Origin of the sequence: Flagellimonas meishanensis, assembly GCF_019880545.1 — a bacterium.
GTDB classification, from domain to species: Bacteria; Bacteroidota; Bacteroidia; order Flavobacteriales; family Flavobacteriaceae; genus Flagellimonas; species Flagellimonas meishanensis.
Genome location: NZ_JAINVW010000001.1, coordinates 1,278,059 through 1,296,689, shown reverse-complemented (window position 1 = coordinate 1,296,689; position 18,631 = coordinate 1,278,059). Strand labels below are relative to the sequence as shown.

Genomic DNA, 18,631 nt, shown 5'->3' with positions numbered 1-18,631 from the left:
GCGTTTTTGTAAAGATTTAGGCAAAAAATGGACTTTTTAAACGGTACACCGGACATTTTTAATGGAAACCGGTGAACTTTTCGTGATACTTTACCATTTACTTCGTATGCCTATGAAAAAAGTACTGATTATTGAGGATGATCCAGAGCTCGTAAGGCTGTTGCAAATACACCTAAAAGATCTAGGCTGCTTGGTACTAAGTGCCACGAGTGGAGGAGATGGTCTACGCAGAGCGGTGAACGAAAATCCAGATCTAATCATTCTGGATGTAATGTTGCCCGAAATGGATGGTGTGGAAGTATGTCAAAAAATAAGGGCCAACAATATCACTTCCCCTATCATGATGTTAACCGCCCGTTCAGAAGAAATTGACAAGGTATTGGGACTTGAAGTGGGGGCGGATGACTATTTGACCAAACCTTTTAGCGTACGTGAATTCATAGCAAGGGTAAAAGCCATTTTTAGAAGACAAAAAATGGATGATGCCCTGCCCAAAAGCACAAAAGATCCTAAAAGGATGCAATTTGACATACTTTCCATCGACATTGAAATGCGAAAAGTGCTGCTGGACGGTCAAAAAGTGGAACTTTCCCCAAAAGAGTTCGAGCTCTTGGTCCTACTTTCGTCAAACCCTGGCAAAAGTTATGACCGTACCCAGTTGCTCAACATGATCTGGGGATATGATTTCCGCGGATATGAGCATACCGTCAATTCACATATCAATCGCCTCCGCTCCAAAATTGAACCCGACATGGGCAATCCAAAATTTATTTTGACCACCTGGGGTGTAGGCTACAAATTCAACGAAGAACTGGCGGAAGCCTGACGTATAAGACTACCATGAAAGATAATATCCTGTCCATCAAGTTCATTCTAAAGCTCACCCTTTCCTTTTTTGCCATTCTGCTACTGGCAGGAATCGGGTATACAGTTACTTCCATTTATTTGTCCAACAAATACTTTTATGAGACCACCCAAAAGCTCCATGCCAATTTGGCCCAAGATCTCATCGATGAGAAATTTCGGGTGACCCAACCCTTCGATTCAACCGGAGCTGTGAACAAAGCATTGTTTGGTGATATTATGCACGATATGATGGCTGTAAATCGCGCTATCGAGGTATATCTGTTGGATTCTGAAGGGCGTGTACAATACTCGGTGGTTCTTGACCATGACGCTCCTGAGATCAGGGAGAAACGTGTGAATTTGGCTCCTATCGAAAAATTTATACTTGAAAAAGGAGCTAGCTATATCTTGGGTGATGATCCAAAGGACTTGACGAAACAAACTATTTTCTCCGCAGCACGGTTCAATGCGAAAGGACATGAGGGTTACATCTACATCATTCTGGCAGGAGAGGATTTTTTGGCCACCCGGAGCGACCTCTTCAACAGTTATTTTATGCGTTTGGGATTGGGCGGGTCCATTTTGACACTCATTTTTGCCACTTTGCTTGGGATCCTTGCCATTTGGTATCTAACCCGAAGTTTAAGACAAATCATCCATGCCGCAAAACGCTTTCAACAGGGCGACCTGCACTACCGCATTGAAAATGCGGAAAAAACGGACCTTTCCAACGTGGCTATCACATATAACGGTATGGCGGACACTATCCTTTCGGATATAGAAAAATTAAAGTCAGTAGAGCAGTTTCGGAGAGAGCTTATCACCAATATTTCCCATGATCTTAGAACGCCTCTCTCAATAATACAAGGCTATATAGAAACGCTTTATATGAAAAATTCCGAGCTGACGCCACAAGAACGTGAGGACTACCTAAAAACGGTAACCAAAAGCAGCGAACGGCTTTCCAAGCTTGTTTCCCAATTGTTTGAGTATTCCAAGTTAGAGGCCAATCAGATACAACCTGAAAAAGAGCCCTTTTTGATTAGCGAACTCGCAAACGATATCCACCGAAATTATCTATTGTTGGCAGAAAAAAAGAATATTGCCCTGAAACTTTCCATGGCCGAAAACATACCGTTGGTTTTTGCCGATATCTCACTAGTGGAAAGGGCCATACAAAACCTAATGGACAACGCCCTGAAGTTTACTCCAAATGGGGGTGAGGTTATCGTAAAAATCGAGGTTCAAAATACCATGGTAGAGACAACTGTCCAGGATTCCGGTCCGGGAATCAAAAAAGAGAATCAATCGTTGATATTTGAACGGTACAGGCAGACAAAAATTGGGCAGGAAAAAGAGGGATCTGGTCTTGGACTTGCCATTGTGAAAAAAATCATGGAAATCCACGATTCCAGCATTAAAGTCCTTAGCGGGCCCGAAGTGGGAACTTCATTCAGTTTCAGTCTTCCGGTTTACCACATGGGCTAGATAGATATTCCTTATCTTTAAGGGTGCAAAAACCTACTATGATAATAACCGATTCATTGCTGGATTTCTTTCTGGAAACCCGCTCCCATACTGAAGCCATTTGTGAACCGCTGGAAATTGAGGACTACGTGGTCCAGCCCGTGGTCGACGTGAGTCCGCCCAAATGGCATTTGGGGCACACCACCTGGTTTTTTGAAGAGTTCATCCTTAAGCCACATGCAGCAAACTATACTGAATTCAACGCAGATTTTTCGTTTGTGTTCAATAGCTATTACGAAACCGTGGGCAAGCGGGTGGTCCGTTCAGACCGTGGGAACCTGTCGAGACCTTCGGTAAAAAAAGTGTATGAATATCGAAACTATGTCACCGAAGGCATTAAAAAGCTATTTTCAGAGACTCAGAACGACGAGTTGAATGCCTTGCTCGAGATTGGCATCCATCATGAGAAACAACATCAAGAATTACTGCTGACGGACATCAAATACATATTGGGAAACAATCCTTTATTGCCCAAATATTCCAATTCTTTCAAAGACCATCCCATCGAGTCGCATCAGCAGGATTGGATTTCCATAGCATCGGGAAACTATGAAATAGGTCACAATTCAACCGATTTTTGCTACGACAATGAACTTGGCCGCCATAAAGTCTATTTACATTCCTACGAAATTTCCAATAAACTGGTCACCAATGGAGAGTTTTTGGAATTTATAGAAGAAGGTGGATACCAACGTTTCAATATTTGGCATGCGGAAGGTTGGGATTGGGTGAACCAGCACAAAGTTTCTGCGCCCCTGTATTGGCATAATGTTGATGGCACATGGTATCACTATACCGCAAACGGCCTTCAAAAAATTGATGATTCCGTACCAGTCACCCATATTTCCTATTTTGAAGCCTTCGCCTATGCACAATGGAAGGGCCATCGTCTTCCCACCGAATTTGAATGGGAAGTTGCGCAAGGCTTTTTTCCCTGGGGCAAACGTTGGGAATGGACGGAAAGTGCGTACCTGCCCTACCCGAACTTCCAAAAAGCCGAAGGGGCACTTGGTGAGTACAACGGGAAGTTCATGGTCAATCAAAAAGTACTCCGTGGTGGCTCGGTGGCCACACCATCAAAACACACAAGGCATACCTACAGAAATTTTTTCCACCCGCAATTACGTTGGCAGTTCACTGGGATAAGGTTGGCCAAATAATTACGACACAGTTTCTATGCAAAATAAAGATACCGCCCTTTTTACCTCGACTTTTGAACAAGAAGTGTATGAAGGCCTTACGGCATTTCCAAAATATTTGTCCTCCAAGTATTTTTACGACGCGATTGGGGACAAACTTTTTCAAGATATCATGGCCATGCCAGAGTATTATCTGACCAACTGCGAATTTGATATTCTTGAAACCCACAAGGAAGAAATCGTGTCTCTCTTCGTCCACAATGAAAGTCCTTTTAGTCTTTTTGAATTGGGTGCCGGCGATGGAAGAAAGACCAAGATATTATTGCAGCATCTTGTTGATCAGGACGCTGATTTTGACTATCGCCCGATTGACATCAGCCATAATGCGCTGGAACTACTTGCCAAATCGTTAAAAAAGGAGATTCCCGAAGTGATCATACACCCACTACAGGGCACTTACTTTGAGACTTTGCGAAACATCGGCGAAACCAATGGCCGAAGGAAGGTAGTTCTATTTCTAGGGTCCAATATTGGAAACTTACTTCATCCGATGGCCATCGAGTTTTTGGGTAATCTCAAGGATTCCATTGATGAAAAGGACCTGATCTTCATGGGTTTTGACCAAAAAAAGAACCCACAGACCATATTGGATGCCTATAATGACAAAACTGGTATTACTGAGGCTTTCAACAAGAATATACTTGACAGGATCAACAAGGAAATGGGTGGGAACTTCAATACGGACCAATTCCTGCACTGGGAGGTTTATGACCCACAGAGCGGGACGGCAAAAAGCTATTTGGTTTCCAAGAAGGATCAAATCGTGGAGATTGAGGCATTGGGGCTAAAAGTGCATTTTAAGACCTGGGAGACCATCCATACGGAGATTTCACAAAAGTATGACGATGATGTAGTGGAATGGCTGGCGAAAAAATCGGGGCTAAAAATTGTGACTTCTTTCTCCGACCCAGAGGAAAACTATAAAAACTACGTATTCAAAAAAAATAGCCCATGAAAGCCATTTGGAACAACACCGTAATTGCAGAAAGTGATGATACGGTGATCATTGAAAACAACCACTATTTTCCCCCAGAAAGTCTAAAAAAGCATTTTTTCAAGCCTAGCGGAACACATACCACATGTCCGTGGAAAGGCGTCGCATCGTACTACACCGTTGAAGTGAATGGCAAACAAAACCCCGATGCGGCCTGGTACTATCCGGAGACCAGTGAACTTGCGAGGGCCATTAAAGGAAGGGTTGCCTTTTGGAAAGGAATCGCCATTGAGGAATAGATCCCCAATGGCGACTTAGGTTTTATAGTTCGATAACGGCGTTCTCTACACCTGCAAAATCGTTCCATTGGTAACGATCGGCTGCATCATCATTGATATAGCTACCGTCCACAATGTATCGGAATTCATAGGAATTTTCCATAGGAAGGTCAAAAGTTCCCTTGAAAGTTCCGTTTTTCAGCTTTGTTAGCATGCTTCCCTTTGGGTTCCAGTTGTTGAAATCACCAACTACCGCTACTTTCTTTGCCTCTTCAGCAGGTACTGTAAAGGTTACTTTACATACCGGTTTGCTTTTTAGATATTGTTTTTTAATTGCCATGGTTTCAGTTCTTTTAAAATTTCATGGCAAAGCAAAATATAAAACCTCTTATTTACAATAAGTTAAGTTCGATTTATCATATTGATAAAATACACTTAACAATAGCGGTGCCTTTATAAATTTGGAGAGTTTTTTTTTATAAATCACAATTTTGCCTACTGGCCTCGGATAATATTCGCAATGGCCTTTATCTCATCTTCGGTGTTATAAAAATGAAAACTCAGACGAATTCCCCCTCCACGGGGCGAACAGACCACCTCATTCTCCCTTAATCGTTTATAGAAAGCTTTGTCCCCCCTTACATTAAATATGGTGCTGTGGTGCTTTCTCCGTATCACATCATTTTCCAAAAGTCCCAACGAAGAAAACTCTTCCGTGGCTTTTTTGGACAATCGTTTTAGGTGCGCCTCTATATGCTCCATCCCTATTTCATCCAAAAAATCCAGGGCAAACCGAAGACTGCCAAAGTTCAATGAATCCAGATGGCCCGGTTGTAGGTGCCCACAAAAATGGATGTTGTCCTTTTTGCTCAGATCTCCAGCCACGGAGCCATATCCCGTGAACTTCTGATTGAACCTCTCCTTTACTTCATCCTTTACCAAAAAAAATCCGTTGCCAAAACCCGCCAGCAGCCATTTGTAGGCACTGGTGCCCAGTACATCAATTCCCGACGTTTCAAAATTGAATTGCTCCGTGCCGCAAAATTGGGTGCCGTCGGTTATTATCATCAAATCGGGAAAGTCTTTTTTTAACTTTTTTAGAAATTCAAGATCTATTTTAAGTCCATTGATCCATTGTACCAGGCTCAGGGCCAGTACATCAAATTGTTCACCGGACACCTTATCATAAATGCGCTCTTCCAACTGTTCGTCGATTTCAACGTACTCCCTTGTAAAATTTCTAGATTCAAAAGGCCAGTTCAACGATGGGTAATCCCCCTTCAGCAACAACACCCTTTGGTTTTTGTCCAGCCCCTCCAACAATATGTTTAACCCCATGCTGAAATTGGGGACCAGGGCTACATTGTCGGCATTGCAATAGAAAAAATTGCCAATTGTTTTCCTGATTTGGGGCATCTCCTCAAAATTCTTCATCTTTATTTCGCTCCCACCTATGAGGTAATCCAAATCATGTCCTTGCCTCCATTCCATCAAATCCTCGCTCATCAAACCGGTGGCAGCGGTGTTGGCATAGATGCATTGGTTGAGGACGGGAAACTTTTTTCTTAAGTTTTGCATCACACGGGTATTGGAATCAATTCAATTATATTTGTTATTAAAGATAGCCATTACATGTTGTCCTTCGGAAAAAAGAAAGAACCATCCATTGATCTTGAGCAACACGAACTGTTGGAAAATGCCCAAAAACGCATCAAACAGAAAAAACGTTTGTTCACACACCTTGTCATTTTTTTGATTGGAAGCGTTTTTTTGGTATTGATCAACAAAATCCTAAAATATGGGGAGGACTATGATTGGTTTTTGTGGGCCATTCTGCTATGGTCTTTTTTGTTCGTTTTGCATGCCTTTAATGTGTTCGTTACGCAAAAGTTCATGGGGCAAGAATGGGAACGAAAGCAGCGTGAGCGCCTAGTGGCCAAGCAAAAGCAGCGTATTTCCGAAATCCAGAAGGAAATTGAAACGGACTTTCCGCTTTCCAAGGTGAATAAAAAAAAAGAGCTTTGAAGAGACTTGTCATTATTGCCGCTGCGGGTGAGAACAACGCCTTGGGCAAGGACAATGACCTACCTTGGCACCTTCCCGATGATTTTAAACGTTTTAAGGCATTGACCTCCGGTCATAAGATCATTATGGGCAGAAAGACTTTGGAGAGCTTTCCCAAACCACTGCCAAATAGAGAGCATATTGCCATTACGCGGGAAAGGGATTATGCGCCAAAATTTCCTTGTAAGGTGGTAAACTCGCTTGAAGAAGCTCTGGCCCTTGTTGGCGAAACGGAGACGGCCTATATCATTGGAGGGGGAGAGATCTATCACCAGGCCATGGATGTTGCCACGGATATTGAACTTACGCGAATACATGCTTCTTTTGAAGCGGACACTTTTTTTCCTGAAATTGATGGGAACCAATGGACGTTGGTCAAAGAGGAGCACCATCCAAAGGATGACAGACATGCCCATTCGTTCACTTACCTAACGTACGTCCGGAAATAAGTCCTCAAAAATCCAAATAGGATACATCCGCCTTGTCCGTGCCCACAAGTTTTTGAAGTGTGGTAATATCCGAATTACTGTAAAAAACATGTCTCGGGGCTCTATTTTCGTGGCAGAGCAATCCTTCTTTTTCCAGAATGGCGTGGGTCTGTCTTGCCACTGCTTCTCCTGAATCAATGATTTTGATGTTATCGGGAAGTATTTGCCGCAAAATGGGTATTAGATAGGGATAATGGGTACAGCCGAGAACCAGACTATCTATATTTTCCTTGAGCATGGGATGAATGTATTCCATAAGCAGTTCCCGTAGTTGATTGGAATCGGTCTGTCCGGTTTCTATAAGTTCCACCAGCCCTGTTCCCTCGCGTTCGATGATGGTTATCCCTTGAGCAAAAAGCTTTGAGGTATTGTGGAACAAACTGCTGGAAAGGGTCCCCTTGGTGGCCAATACCCCTACTCTTTTGGTCTTGGTCTGGAGTGCGGCGGGCTTTATGGCGGGCTCGATACCAATAAAAGGGACTTTGTAATGGGTTCTTAGGTGGTCTATGGCATTGGTGGTCGCCGTATTGCAGGCCACCACTATGATCTTGCACCCACTATTCAAAAGAAACTCGGTGTTCTTTATGCTCAGGGCAAGAATTTGATGTTTGGTCTTGTTGCCATAGGGGGCATTGGCACTGTCTGCCAAATACAGGGTGTCCTCCAAGGGGAGTTTTCTGATGATTTCCTTCCAAATGGATGTTCCTCCCACTCCCGAGTCAAAGATGCCAATAGGTCCCAGCATGTTCAAAAATAACGGCTAATTCGGAACAAAAATAAAAAACCGCTTTGTCCTTTGGATAAAGCGGTCTTAAAATATGGTGTTATGTAGCTTTTAGAAACCCAATTCTTGCTTTACTGCTGGCAATAGGTCCTTTCCTTTTGCCACAATAAGACTCAATCCTGGGCTGGCATCGATTACGTAGTCGAAACCTTGGGCAGCGGCCACTTTTTCGATTGCTGCTTTGGCCTTATCGGAAATTGGTGCAAAAAGCTCTTGTTGTTTTTTCTGCATTTCCTGAACAGCTGCTTGTTCGGCTTCTTGAATGTTCTTTTCAAAACCTTGAAGCTCTACAGCCCTTTTTTGATTTTCCTCCTCAGATTTTGATGTAGCCTCGTTGGAATATTGGGTATACTTGTTCCTCAGTTCGGTCATGGAACTCTCGATATCCGCTCTGTATGTTTCTTGTAATTTTTTTAATTCTGCTTGCGCTGCTTTCATCTCCGGCATGTCAGACAACAGCTGCTGCACATTGATGTGGGCAACCTTGCTCTGTGCATTTACAAACCCAGTAGCTGCTACAAATAAAACTAGGGCTACAGCAATCTTCTTTACATTTTTCATGATTCTAAGTTACTATTTTGAATGTTAATTTTAGTGTTTCAATATTTATTGTTGTATTGAATCTTTTGGTTGTTCCTGCGCTTTTTCACGTTCGTCCAATTTGGCTTTACGTTTGGCCTCGCGCTCTTCCAATAATTTATTTCTCCTGGCTTCGTATGCCTTTTTCCTTTCCTCCCTTAGCTTTAACTGCTCCGTTCTCCTATCCTCGGCCGCCTTGGCATTGGCTTCCCGTGTTGCCTCGGCCTTGGCCTGTCTTTCTTGCAGTGCCTCGCTAATTTCTTCTTCCGCTTCGCCCTCTTCTTCCTTAAACTGCTCCAATCGACTCTTATCGTTGGCCTTTTTGTTGGATGCACTCACTTTTCTGGTGCGTCCTATTTCCCTCAAAACCAAATCACTGATGTCGTGTCTTTTTTCGGAGTACAACATTACGACATCTGCCGATTTATCGAAAATAAAATCATATCTTTTATTTCCTCCTATTTTTTGCACCTCGTTGAACACTTGGTCCTGTATGGGCTGTATCAGCAATTGTTTCTGCAGCACCAAATCTCCTTGTGGGCCAAAACGGTCCTGCTGATATTTCAGCATTTCCGTTTCCAAAATTTGGATTTCCTCCTCCCGTTCGGCAATCAACTCATCGGTCAACAATACCTTTTCCGCAGAAAGGTCCTTTTTCATTTGCTCAACGGTGCTAAGCTTGAGCTCAATTTCCTGTTTCCACCTTTCGGCCTTCTTGTTGAGCTGCTCTGTGGCATCCCTATATTCCTCCACATTCTCCAGAATGTATTCCATGTCCACATAACCTATCCGAACACCACGCTGGGAAAAGCCATACGAGAATGACATCAAAACAACTAACGACAAAAGAACTTTGGTACTCATTTTTGGTTCCGCATTTTATATAGAAAATATCGTGCCAAAATAACTAATTTATTTAAAATGAGCCATTTATATGTTGTAAAGACACTCTTTTTCCTTGATTAAAACTGCTGTCCGATGATGAAGTGCGTTTGCCAGCCGCTTGGTCCGGTGGAAGATGGATTGGCATCCTGATCAAATCCATAGCCGAAATCAATACCCAAGAGACCAAATGCCGGCATAAAAATACGTAGCCCCACTCCGGCAGATCTTTTTAATTCAAACGGATTAAAGTCGTTAAAATTGTTGAATGCGTTTCCTGCCTCCAAAAACGAAAGGGCGTAGATGGATGCCGATGGTTTTAAGGTCAATGGATAGCGCAACTCCAAGGAGAACTTATTGTAGATGGTGCCTCCATCCTGTTCCTGCCTATTGGTGATAGGGTTTACACTGACAGGGGTCAACGAGCTGTTCTCGTATCCCCTTAACTGGATGACATCCCTACCGTCCAAAGTAAAGTTACCCAAACCATCACCTCCCACAAAGAACCGCTCAAAAGGTACATTTCCAATATCCTGATTGTAACTTCCCAGAAATCCAAACTCCGCATTGGTACGCAACACCAATTTATCAACCAAGTTGGTATACCAATCGCCCCGGAACTTGATCTTATAGAATTCCAAAAGTTTGAATCGTTCCTCTTCCAATCTTTCCAGATCGTCACTCAATTGGTTAAATTCCGCTTGCTCCTCTACACTTCCTATATTGGGGCCCCCAATCTCAAAAAGTCTTTCGGTGGTACTTTCAATATCTTCCCGAAGCTGTTTAAAATCCTTAGAGCCAAACAAGGAGTATGGTGGGGTAAACTTGGCCGTAAGCTCAAAGTTGGAACCTGTCAATGGGAATATCCTACTTGGTCCTTGAGAACTTCTTGATATTCCTATGGTATAGTTCAACGAGTTGGAACTTCCATTTCCAAAGTTGAAAAGACCGTTGTTGAAGTTGTTGAAGTCGTAAAGTTGATAGCTAAGGGAATGGGATATGGTAAAGAAATCATCCGGCCACTGTACCCTTTTGGCCAAGCCCATAGATATTCCGGTAATGGCAAATCCCCTGCTTCTGTCCACATCCAATCTGTTGCTATTGTTGAAACTTGTGGCAAACTGTTGGGTCCGTGAAAGGCTTAAGTTGAAACGCACAGGTTTTTTACCTCCCAACCAGGGTTCGGCAAAGTTCAGGCTATACACACGGAATGTCCTACTGGCCTGCAAGCGGAGGGCAAAGGTCTGCCCATCTCCCATCGGCACCGGTTTGTAGGCTTCCCCATTAAAGATGTTCTTCAATGAAAAATTGCTGAACGAAAGCCCCAAGGTTCCAATGAATCCTCCACCACCAAAGCCTCCCTGCAATTCAATTTGGCTGGAGCCCGCTTCCACAAGGCTATATTTTATGTCCACTGTCCCTGCATTGGGATCCGGGTTTTGAATGTCCGGCACAATCTGCTCTGCATCAAAAAAGCCCAATTGCCCCAATTCCCGAATACTACGCACTAGGTTGTCCTTACTGTATTTCTGTCCAGGTCGGGTGCGCAGTTCCCTAAAAATAACGTGGTCGTTGGTCTTGTCGTTTCCAACCACGGTCACGTGATCCAAAAAGGTCTCTTTTCCCTCAATGATCCTGATCTCAAAATTGATGGTATCATTGGCCGCTGAAACCTCCACGGGGTTGATGCTCGAAAAAAGGTACCCATTGTTCTGATATAGATTGGTCAAATCCTGTGCATCGGGCTTGGAGTCGTCCGCAATTCGTTCCTTCAACAACACGCCATTGTAAGTCTGTCCCTTTCTGATACCCAATACCTGGCTCAACTGCCTATCGGTATAAACGGAGTTGCCCACAAAATCGATTTCCCCAAAATAGTATTTATTGCCTTCCTCAACCTTTATTTTCAGGTCGATGTTGTTCTCGTCAACCTTTGTAAATGTATCGGATAGTATACGTGCATCGCGGTACCCCCGCTCCGCATAGGCATCAACAAGACTTTTCAGATCTTCCTGATAGTCCTCGTCTATGTATTTTGACTTCTTCCAAAACCGGTAAAATTTCTTCTTTTTGGTATTTTTCAACGACTTTTGGAGCCTCTTGTCCGAGAGCTTTTCGTTGCCCTCAAATACAATCTTCCTTATTTTGACCTTATCTCCTTTGTTCACATTGATCACCATGCTCTGGGAGTTGGCCTCGGAGGTATCCACAGCGGTGGCAATGTTTACCCGGGCATTCAGATAGCCCTGTTTTTTGTATTTGTTCTGAAGGTAGTTTTTGGTGTTGGCGATGAGGCTTTCGGTTATTTTCTTGCCTTTTTTGAGGTCGGTATCGTCTATTATATCCTCAACCTTGCGTTTTTTGACCCCATAAATGGTGACATTGGTCAGCGTGGGGCGTTCCAGAATATTGAGTTCCAAGAATATTTGGTCTCCCTCGATTTTGGTATAGTACATTTCCACATTGCTGAAGAGCTCAAGGCCCCACAGTTTTTTTATCACGGCACTGATTTCATCTCCCGGTACGGTGATGGCTTGGCCCACACGAAGTCCGGTGTATGTCTTTACGGTCTGCTCGTTGTAACTCTGTAGGCCCGTTACCTCAAGTCCGCCCAAAATGTACTGTTTTCCATCCTCAAAAGAGGTGTCCTGGGCAAAGGCTTGGACGGTTAAAAGCAATATGGGAAGTAGTAGTGTTAGGTAAGGCCGAGTGAAGTGCTTTGTACCTTTAGTTGAGTTGTTCGCTAGTTTTTCCAAATCGTCGTTCTCTGTTTTGGTAACTTAATATTGCTTCTACCAAATGATGCTCTCTAAAATCGGGCCAAAATACATCAATAAAATATAATTCAGCGTATGCTATCTGCCAAAGCAAAAAATTGCTTATCCTACGTTCCCCACTGGTCCGGATAAGCAAGTCCACATCTGGCATGAAATGCGTGTAAAGATGAGTATTTATAACGGTTTCGTCAATATTTTCAGGTGAAATTATATTATTTTTAACTTTGGCGGCAATTTCCTTGACGGCCGATTTTATCTCCTCCCGGGAACCGTAGCTCAAGGCCAGGGTCAAGGTCATTCCCGTGTTTTTGGATGTTTTTGAAATAACTTCTGAAAGTTCTTTTTGGGCCTTGGATGGCAAGGAGTCGATTTTACCGATTGCCTTCAACCGAATATTGTTCTTGCTTAGAGTTTTCATCTCTTTCCTCAGGGAAGCCACCAACAGCCGCATCAAAGTTTCCACTTCCATTTTGGGACGGTTCCAGTTTTCGGTGGAAAAAGCGTAAAGTGTCAAGTATTCAATCTGGAGCTTGGCACAGCTCTCCACGGTGTTTCGTACGGCTTCAACCCCGTTTTCATGTCCAAAAATGCGAAGTTTGCCCCTTTGTTTGGCCCATCGGCCATTGCCATCCATAATAATGGCAACATGTTTTGGAAGTTTATCCTTGTTTAGGTTCTCTAGCGTATGCATGTTATTGAAAACAATCCTGGCAGGGCTTGCGTCCAAAGGTATACGTCAACGTAAAACCTGAAAAGACATACCAGTCATCGCTCAATATATTGCCGAATCTAAACTGCTCAAAATTGGAACCTTCAGGGTTGCTTGCGTCCAAATTGTCCGTAAACGTGTATCTGGCCCCAATTTCGGCACCAAGAATCAGGTATTGGTTTAACCGATACTTTGCCCCAACCGTCATTGGAATTGCAAAACTACCTTCTTTTTGGTTAATATCCTGCACCTGAAGGGCATCAATATAATTAAAATCGTATCTAAAGTATGTAAATCCTGTGTAGAGATAGGGGGTAAAGGCAGGTCCCAATTTGTGTAGGTTATATTCAACAAAGTTGAATTCCAATCCCAAAGAGGCCTCCAACACGGAATTTTTCACCACGTAGTCGCGCTGCTGCCGTGAAGATTTGCTGGATTTAGAATCATCTGCCGTGATATCGCCGTATAGCACGCTGGCTCGCCAAGCGTATCTCTTGCTCTTGTTCCATTTGAAAATGCCGCCAAAGGCAGGCCCGGAAGGCAGAATATAGTTGGTACGGCCCACGTCGCCGATCATATTGGCCCCTCCCAAAAAAACGCCGACCTCATAGGTCTGGGCATTCAATTTGACCATACAGCAAAGAAAAATAGCCAATACTATTCTCATACTATCTAAAAAAATTACGCAAGTTTAGGAGTAAAGGAAGGTCAATAGATACGTGGTTATGAATGTTCTCCTTTGATAAACAGTTTTTGGCCCTTTTTATTGTTTTTGATATGTTCAATTGCGCTTATCCTCGCCCCAGAGCAATTTGTTCCTAAGGGTTTTTAAGAAGCTTTCGGATTTGTACTCTATCATTTTGATGGCAAAATTGGATTTTCTGATGTTGATTTCCTTTCCGTTGGAGATATCCGCAATTCTTGAATCCAGGGATACCAAATGCGTTTGTTCCCTACCGGAAACCTTAAGGCGGATCCGGGTGCCATCATCAATGACCAATGGGCGGGCGTTGAGGTTGTGTGGGGCAATGGGGGTGAGCACCAATGATTTTGCATTGGGCGCGATTACGGGACCACCGCAGCTCAATGAATATCCCGTGGAGCCTGTGGGTGTGGATACAATGAGTCCATCGGCCCAATACGAGGTCAGGTACTCGTTGTTCAAATAGGTCTCCACCGTAATCATGGATGTGGTATCCTTACGGCTTACGGTCACTTCGTTAAGGGCAAAGTTCATGTCCCCGAACTCATCAAATTCTTCCGTGTGTTCCACCTCCAGCAAGGTCCTTTCCTCAATGGTGTAGTGCCCGGCCACAAACTCGGTGACCACTTTGCGGACATCTTCTTTTTTAAAGGTGGATAGAAAACCCAATCGTCCCGTATTGACCCCTACAATGGGTATACCCAAATCCTTAATGAACGTCACTGCCCTGAGCATGGTGCCATCTCCCCCGAAACTTACGAAAATATCAAAGGAACCATCAAGGCCATTGTCCTGGGTAAATGTTTTGTAAATCAATTCTGGAAAGTGTCCGGAAATCTTTTTGGCAAAATGGGCCTCAAAAAAAATACGGGCGTCAATTTTATGCAGTTCCTCCAACAGATCCTTCAAACAGCGGATATCCCCTTCTTGAATGGCCTGACCGTAAATGGCAATTTTCATGCTACACGTTAAGGTATTTTTCCAAGTAGTCCGATCGCTGTTTCAAGTCTTCCAAAAACTGGTCATCACTGTTCCCAAAAACAATGGTATAGTTGTACCTTCTAAAAGTCTGGGCTACTTCGTTGAGGTTCTGAGTGCCAATTTTTAGGGTGATCTGTACCAGATCATTCTGCGAATCGGTGATAAACGCCCCAAGAAGTCGGGCATTGTTGCTTTCCACTATCTGCGCAATCTCACTAAAGGAATAATCCTTGATGCCGGTTGCAACCACCAAAATTGCTCCCGGTTCCTTAAAGAAAGGTGTATCGATGAACATTCCCACAATATCCTCAAGGTCATAGTAACCAATAATGGTCTCATCCTCATCCAAAATGGGCAAAATGTTCGCTTCATTTCTCGAGAACATCTCCAAAACATCAAGCCATGCCGTTTCTTTGGTCACAAAAAAGGTTTCCAATTCGTACCGAAAGTCCTCGATCTTTTTCTTGGGCTCAAAACAGGCCAGATCGTTTTCGGAAAGCAATCCAATATAAATTCCGTTTTCGGTGACCCCGACATGGGAGAAAGTAGTCTCCTCAAAAAAACGGATCACTTCCTCCAAGGTCTCTGAGACCTCAAAAATGGGAATGGTGGTCAATATTTGATTTTGAATCTGCATGATATTTCAATTAGGTGCAAAATACTAATTTTAAATCGCAAAAGGTGTGCCTAATTCTTATTTTTGACGCTCTAAATGTACTCCATGACAAAGTTGAGTGTCAACATCAACAAATTGGCCACCTTGCGAAATTCGCGGGGAGGCAACCAACCCAACCTGATTACCTCCGCATTGGATATCGAAGCTTTTGGCGCCGAGGGCATCACCGTTCATCCCAGACCCGATGAACGCCATATCCGATATCAGGATGCCCGAGACCTAAAAAATGTGGTGACCACAGAGTTCAACATTGAGGGCAATCCCGTTCCCAAGTTTATCGATTTGGTGCTCGAGGTAAAACCTACCCAGGTAACCTTGGTTCCCGATGCGGAGGACGCCATTACCTCCAATGCAGGCTGGGACACCAATAAACACAAAGACTTTTTGGTCGATGTGATCAAAACTTTCAAAGAACATGGCATTCGCACCTCTATTTTTGTAGACTCAGACATAAATATGATCAAAGGTGCTGCAAAAACTGGGACGGACCGAATTGAACTTTATACGGAAAGCTATGCCCAAATGTTTTCCAAAGGCAAAGGCGAAAAAGGAATCCAGCCCTATGCCGATGCAGCAAAAATGGCCCATGCACTGGGGCTGGGAATAAACGCCGGCCATGACCTTAATCTGGAAAACATCAAGTTTTTCAAGGAAAACATCCCTCACTTATTGGAGGTATCCATAGGCCATGCCCTTATCTGTGAGTCGATATATCTTGGCCTGGAAAATGTTATCAACATGTATTTGCACCGATTGAAGTAATGGAAGTATTGCATTCAAATATTTTGGGTATGGGACGCCCGTTTATCATTCTACATGGTTTTTTGGGAATGTCCGATAATTGGAAGACACTGGGAAGTCAATATGCGGAACAAGGATTTGAAGTCCACCTGATTGACCAGCGCAACCATGGAAAAAGTTTTCATTCCCCTGATTTTGATTATACCTTGTTAAGTGAGGACGTTGTAGCTTACATGGCATACCACACTCTGGAAGAGGCCTGTGTTTTGGGCCATTCCATGGGTGGCAAAACAGCCATGCAGTTGGCCACCTCATGCCCCGCACTGGTATCAAAACTTATTGTGGCCGATATTGCGCCCAAGTTTTATCCTCCCCACCATCAGTATATTATCGATGCCGTTACCCAACTGGATTTTGGCGCCATTGCCAACCGAAAAGAAGCCGACGAACAGCTTTCCCGACACCTATCCGACTTCGGCATACGACAATTTTTGCTGAAAAACCTATATTGGAAAGACAAGGAAAAACTTGCTTTCCGATTCAATTTGGACGTTTTGAAGAACAAAATGGAGGAAATTGGAGAAAATATTGAGGCCACTGCACTATATGAAGGGCCATCACTTTTCATTCGCGGTGATAGATCGGAATACATCATGCCAAGTGACTTTCAGGAGATCAAAAAACACTTCCCAAATGCCGTCCTTGAAACCGTTGACAATGCTGGACATTGGCTGCATGCAGAGAATCCAACTCAGTTTTTTCAAAAAACGATGGACTTTCTAAATTCGTAAAATTGACCCCTTTTTATTATGCATGCATAATTTTTTTGGGCATTTTATTGGCTGTATAACAAATTTGACATAGTTTTGGTTAATTCTGGGATATCCATATATTTAACTTAAACTAACTCTAACAGATTTTAGATATGAAAAAGTTTTATGCCTTATTTCTTTTTTTAGGCTTTTTCTTTATTGCATGTGAAGAAGATGACACTGTTGTAGATACAACCCCCGACCCAGATCCCGTTGTTTACACCTCGGGAACTGCTAATTTTTCCAACTATGTTGCCGTTGGAAATTCGTTGACCGCTGGATTCTCAGACAACGCCCTTTTTATTGATGGTCAGGAAGCCTCCTTACCAAATATGTTGGCCTCGAATTTTGCCTTGGCCGGCGGAGGTAGTTTCGAAATACCCTTTATGGCTGATAATTTGGGAGGGATGACTCTTGGAGGCAATCCAATTTCCGGAAACAGGCTTTTCTTGGCTTTTTTGCCAACCGGCCCCTCACCTACCCCCGTGGCTGGTCAAGGAAGCACCGAAGTTTCCACAAAATTGTCAGGCCCGTTCAATAATATGGGAGTTCCCGGTGCCAAAAGCTATGAATTGTTGGCCCCAGGCTATGGAAGCGTAGCTGGAGTGGCCTTGGGCACAGCCAATCCTTATTTTGCAAGATTTTCCTCTTCCGAATCCGCCACGGTGATTGGTGATGCTGCAGCGCAAAGTCCGACCTTTTTCTCGGTATGGGCAGGTGCCAACGACATCTTATTGTATGCAACGAATGGTGGTTCTGGTGTTGATCAAACAGGTAACTTGAACCCAGCCACCTATTCCAGAAACGATATCACTGATCCAATTGTATTTGCCGGTTCCTTGGATGCCATTTTACAGGCCATGACCGCTAATGACGCTGAAGGGGTTATTGCAAACCTGCCCAATGTAACGGACATTCCCTATTTCACCACAGTGCCCCATAACCCCGTTCCCCTGGATGAAGCGACCGCCACGCTTTTGAACGGAGCCTATGACGCATACAATCAAGGATTGTTATTGGCCCAGAGTTTTTTACTTATAGATGCCGATGAAGTGGCGAAAAGAACAATTTCTTTCTCTCCGGGAGAAGGAAATGCAGTGGTCATCTTGGATGAGGACCTAACGGACTTAACCGGAGTAAACCCTGCACTGATAAACATGCGACAGGCGACCGCGGAGGATTTGATGGTGCTTACTTCTAGGTCTTTCATTGGCACATTGGCAAATCCGGCCGACCCAACTTCCATTAATGGCGTGGCTATTCCTTTGGCTGATCAATGGGTTTTGACCCCGGAGGAGCAACAAGCCGTGGAAACCGCATTGAATGCCTATAATCAAACCATTGAGACCTTGGCAACGGCCTATGATTTGGCCTTTGTCGATGCCAATGCGCTGCTAAATGAACTCAAGGCAACCGGTTTCCCACAAACGGATGGAAGTGTGGTTACCGCAAATTTCGGCACCGGTGGTGGTTTTTCATTGGATGGTGTACACCCGGCACCTAGAGGGTACGCCATTTTGGCCAATGCATTTGTAGCAGCGATCAATACAAAATTTGGTTCCAATCTTCCAGGGGTAAATCCTTTGGATTTTACAGGACTCTATATCAATTAGACAAACTAATTTTCATATCTTCAAGGCACCAAATTGGT

The 18,631-nt window shown here is 43.7% G+C and carries 20 protein-coding genes; 10 read left to right on the top strand and 10 right to left on the bottom strand.

Translation table 11 applies throughout. From position 1 onward, the window contains the following. Positions 1-112: 112 nt before the first annotated feature. From K7G75_RS05835 to K7G75_RS05815, 5 genes are read left to right on the top strand one after another with little or no spacing between them, the layout of a single operon-like run. On the top strand, positions 113-826 hold the full coding sequence (locus K7G75_RS05835; protein ID WP_222983275.1) for a response regulator transcription factor: 714 nt from the start codon (positions 113-115) through the stop codon (positions 824-826). Between the two features lie 14 nt (positions 827-840). Further along, positions 841-2,334 carry a sensor histidine kinase gene (locus K7G75_RS05830; RefSeq protein WP_222983274.1) on the top strand — a complete coding sequence of 498 codons (1,494 nt, stop codon included), beginning with the start codon at positions 841-843 and terminating at the stop codon, positions 2,332-2,334. A 38-nt stretch (positions 2,335-2,372) separates the two neighbouring features. Continuing rightward, positions 2,373-3,533, top strand: a complete 1,161-nt coding sequence (gene egtB, locus K7G75_RS05825) for an ergothioneine biosynthesis protein EgtB (RefSeq protein ID WP_222983273.1) — start codon at positions 2,373-2,375, stop codon at positions 3,531-3,533. Positions 3,534-3,549: 16 nt separating this feature from the next. Beyond that, entirely contained in the window at positions 3,550-4,527 is a 978-nt protein-coding gene (locus K7G75_RS05820) for an L-histidine N(alpha)-methyltransferase (protein ID WP_222983272.1), read from the top strand. Continuing rightward, positions 4,524-4,805 carry a DUF427 domain-containing protein gene (locus K7G75_RS05815; RefSeq protein ID WP_222983271.1) on the top strand — a complete coding sequence of 94 codons (282 nt, stop codon included), beginning with the start codon at positions 4,524-4,526 and terminating at the stop codon, positions 4,803-4,805. The genes K7G75_RS05820 and K7G75_RS05815 overlap by 4 nt, the downstream gene beginning before the upstream one ends. Before the next feature lie 22 nt (positions 4,806-4,827). Here the strand turns inward: K7G75_RS05815 and K7G75_RS05810 are convergent, their stop codons facing one another. Both K7G75_RS05810 and K7G75_RS05805 read right to left on the bottom strand, forming a co-directional pair. Beyond that, the gene (locus K7G75_RS05810) at positions 4,828-5,124 is read right to left on the bottom strand and encodes an isoamylase early set domain-containing protein (RefSeq protein ID WP_222983270.1); all 297 of its coding nucleotides are present in this window, start codon (positions 5,122-5,124) and stop codon (positions 4,828-4,830) included. 155 nt (positions 5,125-5,279) lie between these two features. Next, complete coding sequence (locus tag K7G75_RS05805) at positions 5,280-6,362, bottom strand: aminotransferase class V-fold PLP-dependent enzyme (protein WP_222983269.1); 1,083 nt, start codon at positions 6,360-6,362, stop codon at positions 5,280-5,282. A gap of 54 nt (positions 6,363-6,416) precedes the next feature. Between K7G75_RS05805 and K7G75_RS05800 the strand changes: the two genes are divergently transcribed. Both K7G75_RS05800 and K7G75_RS05795 read left to right on the top strand, forming a co-directional pair. Further along, on the top strand, positions 6,417-6,809 hold the full coding sequence (locus K7G75_RS05800) for a 2TM domain-containing protein (protein ID WP_222983268.1): 393 nt from the start codon (positions 6,417-6,419) through the stop codon (positions 6,807-6,809). Further along, positions 6,806-7,297 (top strand): dihydrofolate reductase, encoded by a 492-nt coding sequence (locus K7G75_RS05795; RefSeq protein WP_222983267.1) that lies wholly within the window; start codon positions 6,806-6,808, stop codon positions 7,295-7,297. The genes K7G75_RS05800 and K7G75_RS05795 overlap by 4 nt, the downstream gene beginning before the upstream one ends. A 4-nt stretch (positions 7,298-7,301) precedes the next feature. Here K7G75_RS05795 and murI read toward each other — a convergent pair whose 3' ends face one another. From murI to K7G75_RS05755, 8 genes are all read right to left on the bottom strand, one after another. Continuing rightward, positions 7,302-8,081 (bottom strand): glutamate racemase, encoded by a 780-nt coding sequence (gene murI, locus K7G75_RS05790; RefSeq protein ID WP_222983266.1) that lies wholly within the window; start codon positions 8,079-8,081, stop codon positions 7,302-7,304. A gap of 90 nt (positions 8,082-8,171) precedes the next feature. Then, positions 8,172-8,681 carry an OmpH/Skp family outer membrane protein gene (locus K7G75_RS05785; protein ID WP_222983265.1) on the bottom strand — a complete coding sequence of 170 codons (510 nt, stop codon included), beginning with the start codon at positions 8,679-8,681 and terminating at the stop codon, positions 8,172-8,174. Between the two features lie 45 nt (positions 8,682-8,726). Beyond that, positions 8,727-9,563 (bottom strand): OmpH/Skp family outer membrane protein, encoded by an 837-nt coding sequence (locus K7G75_RS05780; protein WP_222983264.1) that lies wholly within the window; start codon positions 9,561-9,563, stop codon positions 8,727-8,729. Positions 9,564-9,661: 98 nt separating this feature from the next. After that, positions 9,662-12,337 carry a BamA/OMP85 family outer membrane protein gene (locus tag K7G75_RS05775; protein WP_222983263.1) on the bottom strand — a complete coding sequence of 892 codons (2,676 nt, stop codon included), beginning with the start codon at positions 12,335-12,337 and terminating at the stop codon, positions 9,662-9,664. Beyond that, on the bottom strand, positions 12,309-13,049 hold the full coding sequence (locus K7G75_RS05770; RefSeq protein ID WP_222983262.1) for an isoprenyl transferase: 741 nt from the start codon (positions 13,047-13,049) through the stop codon (positions 12,309-12,311). The genes K7G75_RS05775 and K7G75_RS05770 overlap by 29 nt, the downstream gene beginning before the upstream one ends. Before the next feature lies 1 nt (position 13,050). Next, a complete protein-coding gene (porG, locus tag K7G75_RS05765) occupies positions 13,051-13,734 on the bottom strand; it encodes a type IX secretion system protein PorG (protein WP_222983261.1) in 684 nt (227 codons plus the stop codon). Between the two features lie 114 nt (positions 13,735-13,848). Further along, positions 13,849-14,730, bottom strand: a complete 882-nt coding sequence (locus tag K7G75_RS05760) for an NAD kinase (protein ID WP_222983260.1) — start codon at positions 14,728-14,730, stop codon at positions 13,849-13,851. Position 14,731: 1 nt separating this feature from the next. Then, a complete protein-coding gene (locus K7G75_RS05755; RefSeq protein ID WP_222983259.1) occupies positions 14,732-15,388 on the bottom strand; it encodes a CBS domain-containing protein in 657 nt (218 codons plus the stop codon). Between the two features lie 84 nt (positions 15,389-15,472). On the opposite strand from K7G75_RS05755, the gene K7G75_RS05750 reads away from it, so the two are divergent. From K7G75_RS05750 to K7G75_RS05740, 3 genes are all read left to right on the top strand, one after another. Further along, a complete protein-coding gene (locus K7G75_RS05750; RefSeq protein WP_222983258.1) occupies positions 15,473-16,189 on the top strand; it encodes a pyridoxine 5'-phosphate synthase in 717 nt (238 codons plus the stop codon). Beyond that, on the top strand, positions 16,189-16,959 hold the full coding sequence (locus K7G75_RS05745) for an alpha/beta fold hydrolase (protein WP_222983257.1): 771 nt from the start codon (positions 16,189-16,191) through the stop codon (positions 16,957-16,959). Before K7G75_RS05750 ends, K7G75_RS05745 begins: the two co-directional genes overlap by 1 nt. A 134-nt stretch (positions 16,960-17,093) precedes the next feature. Beyond that, positions 17,094-18,593, top strand: a complete 1,500-nt coding sequence (locus tag K7G75_RS05740) for an SGNH/GDSL hydrolase family protein (RefSeq protein ID WP_222983256.1) — start codon at positions 17,094-17,096, stop codon at positions 18,591-18,593. Positions 18,594-18,631 lie beyond the last annotated feature (38 nt).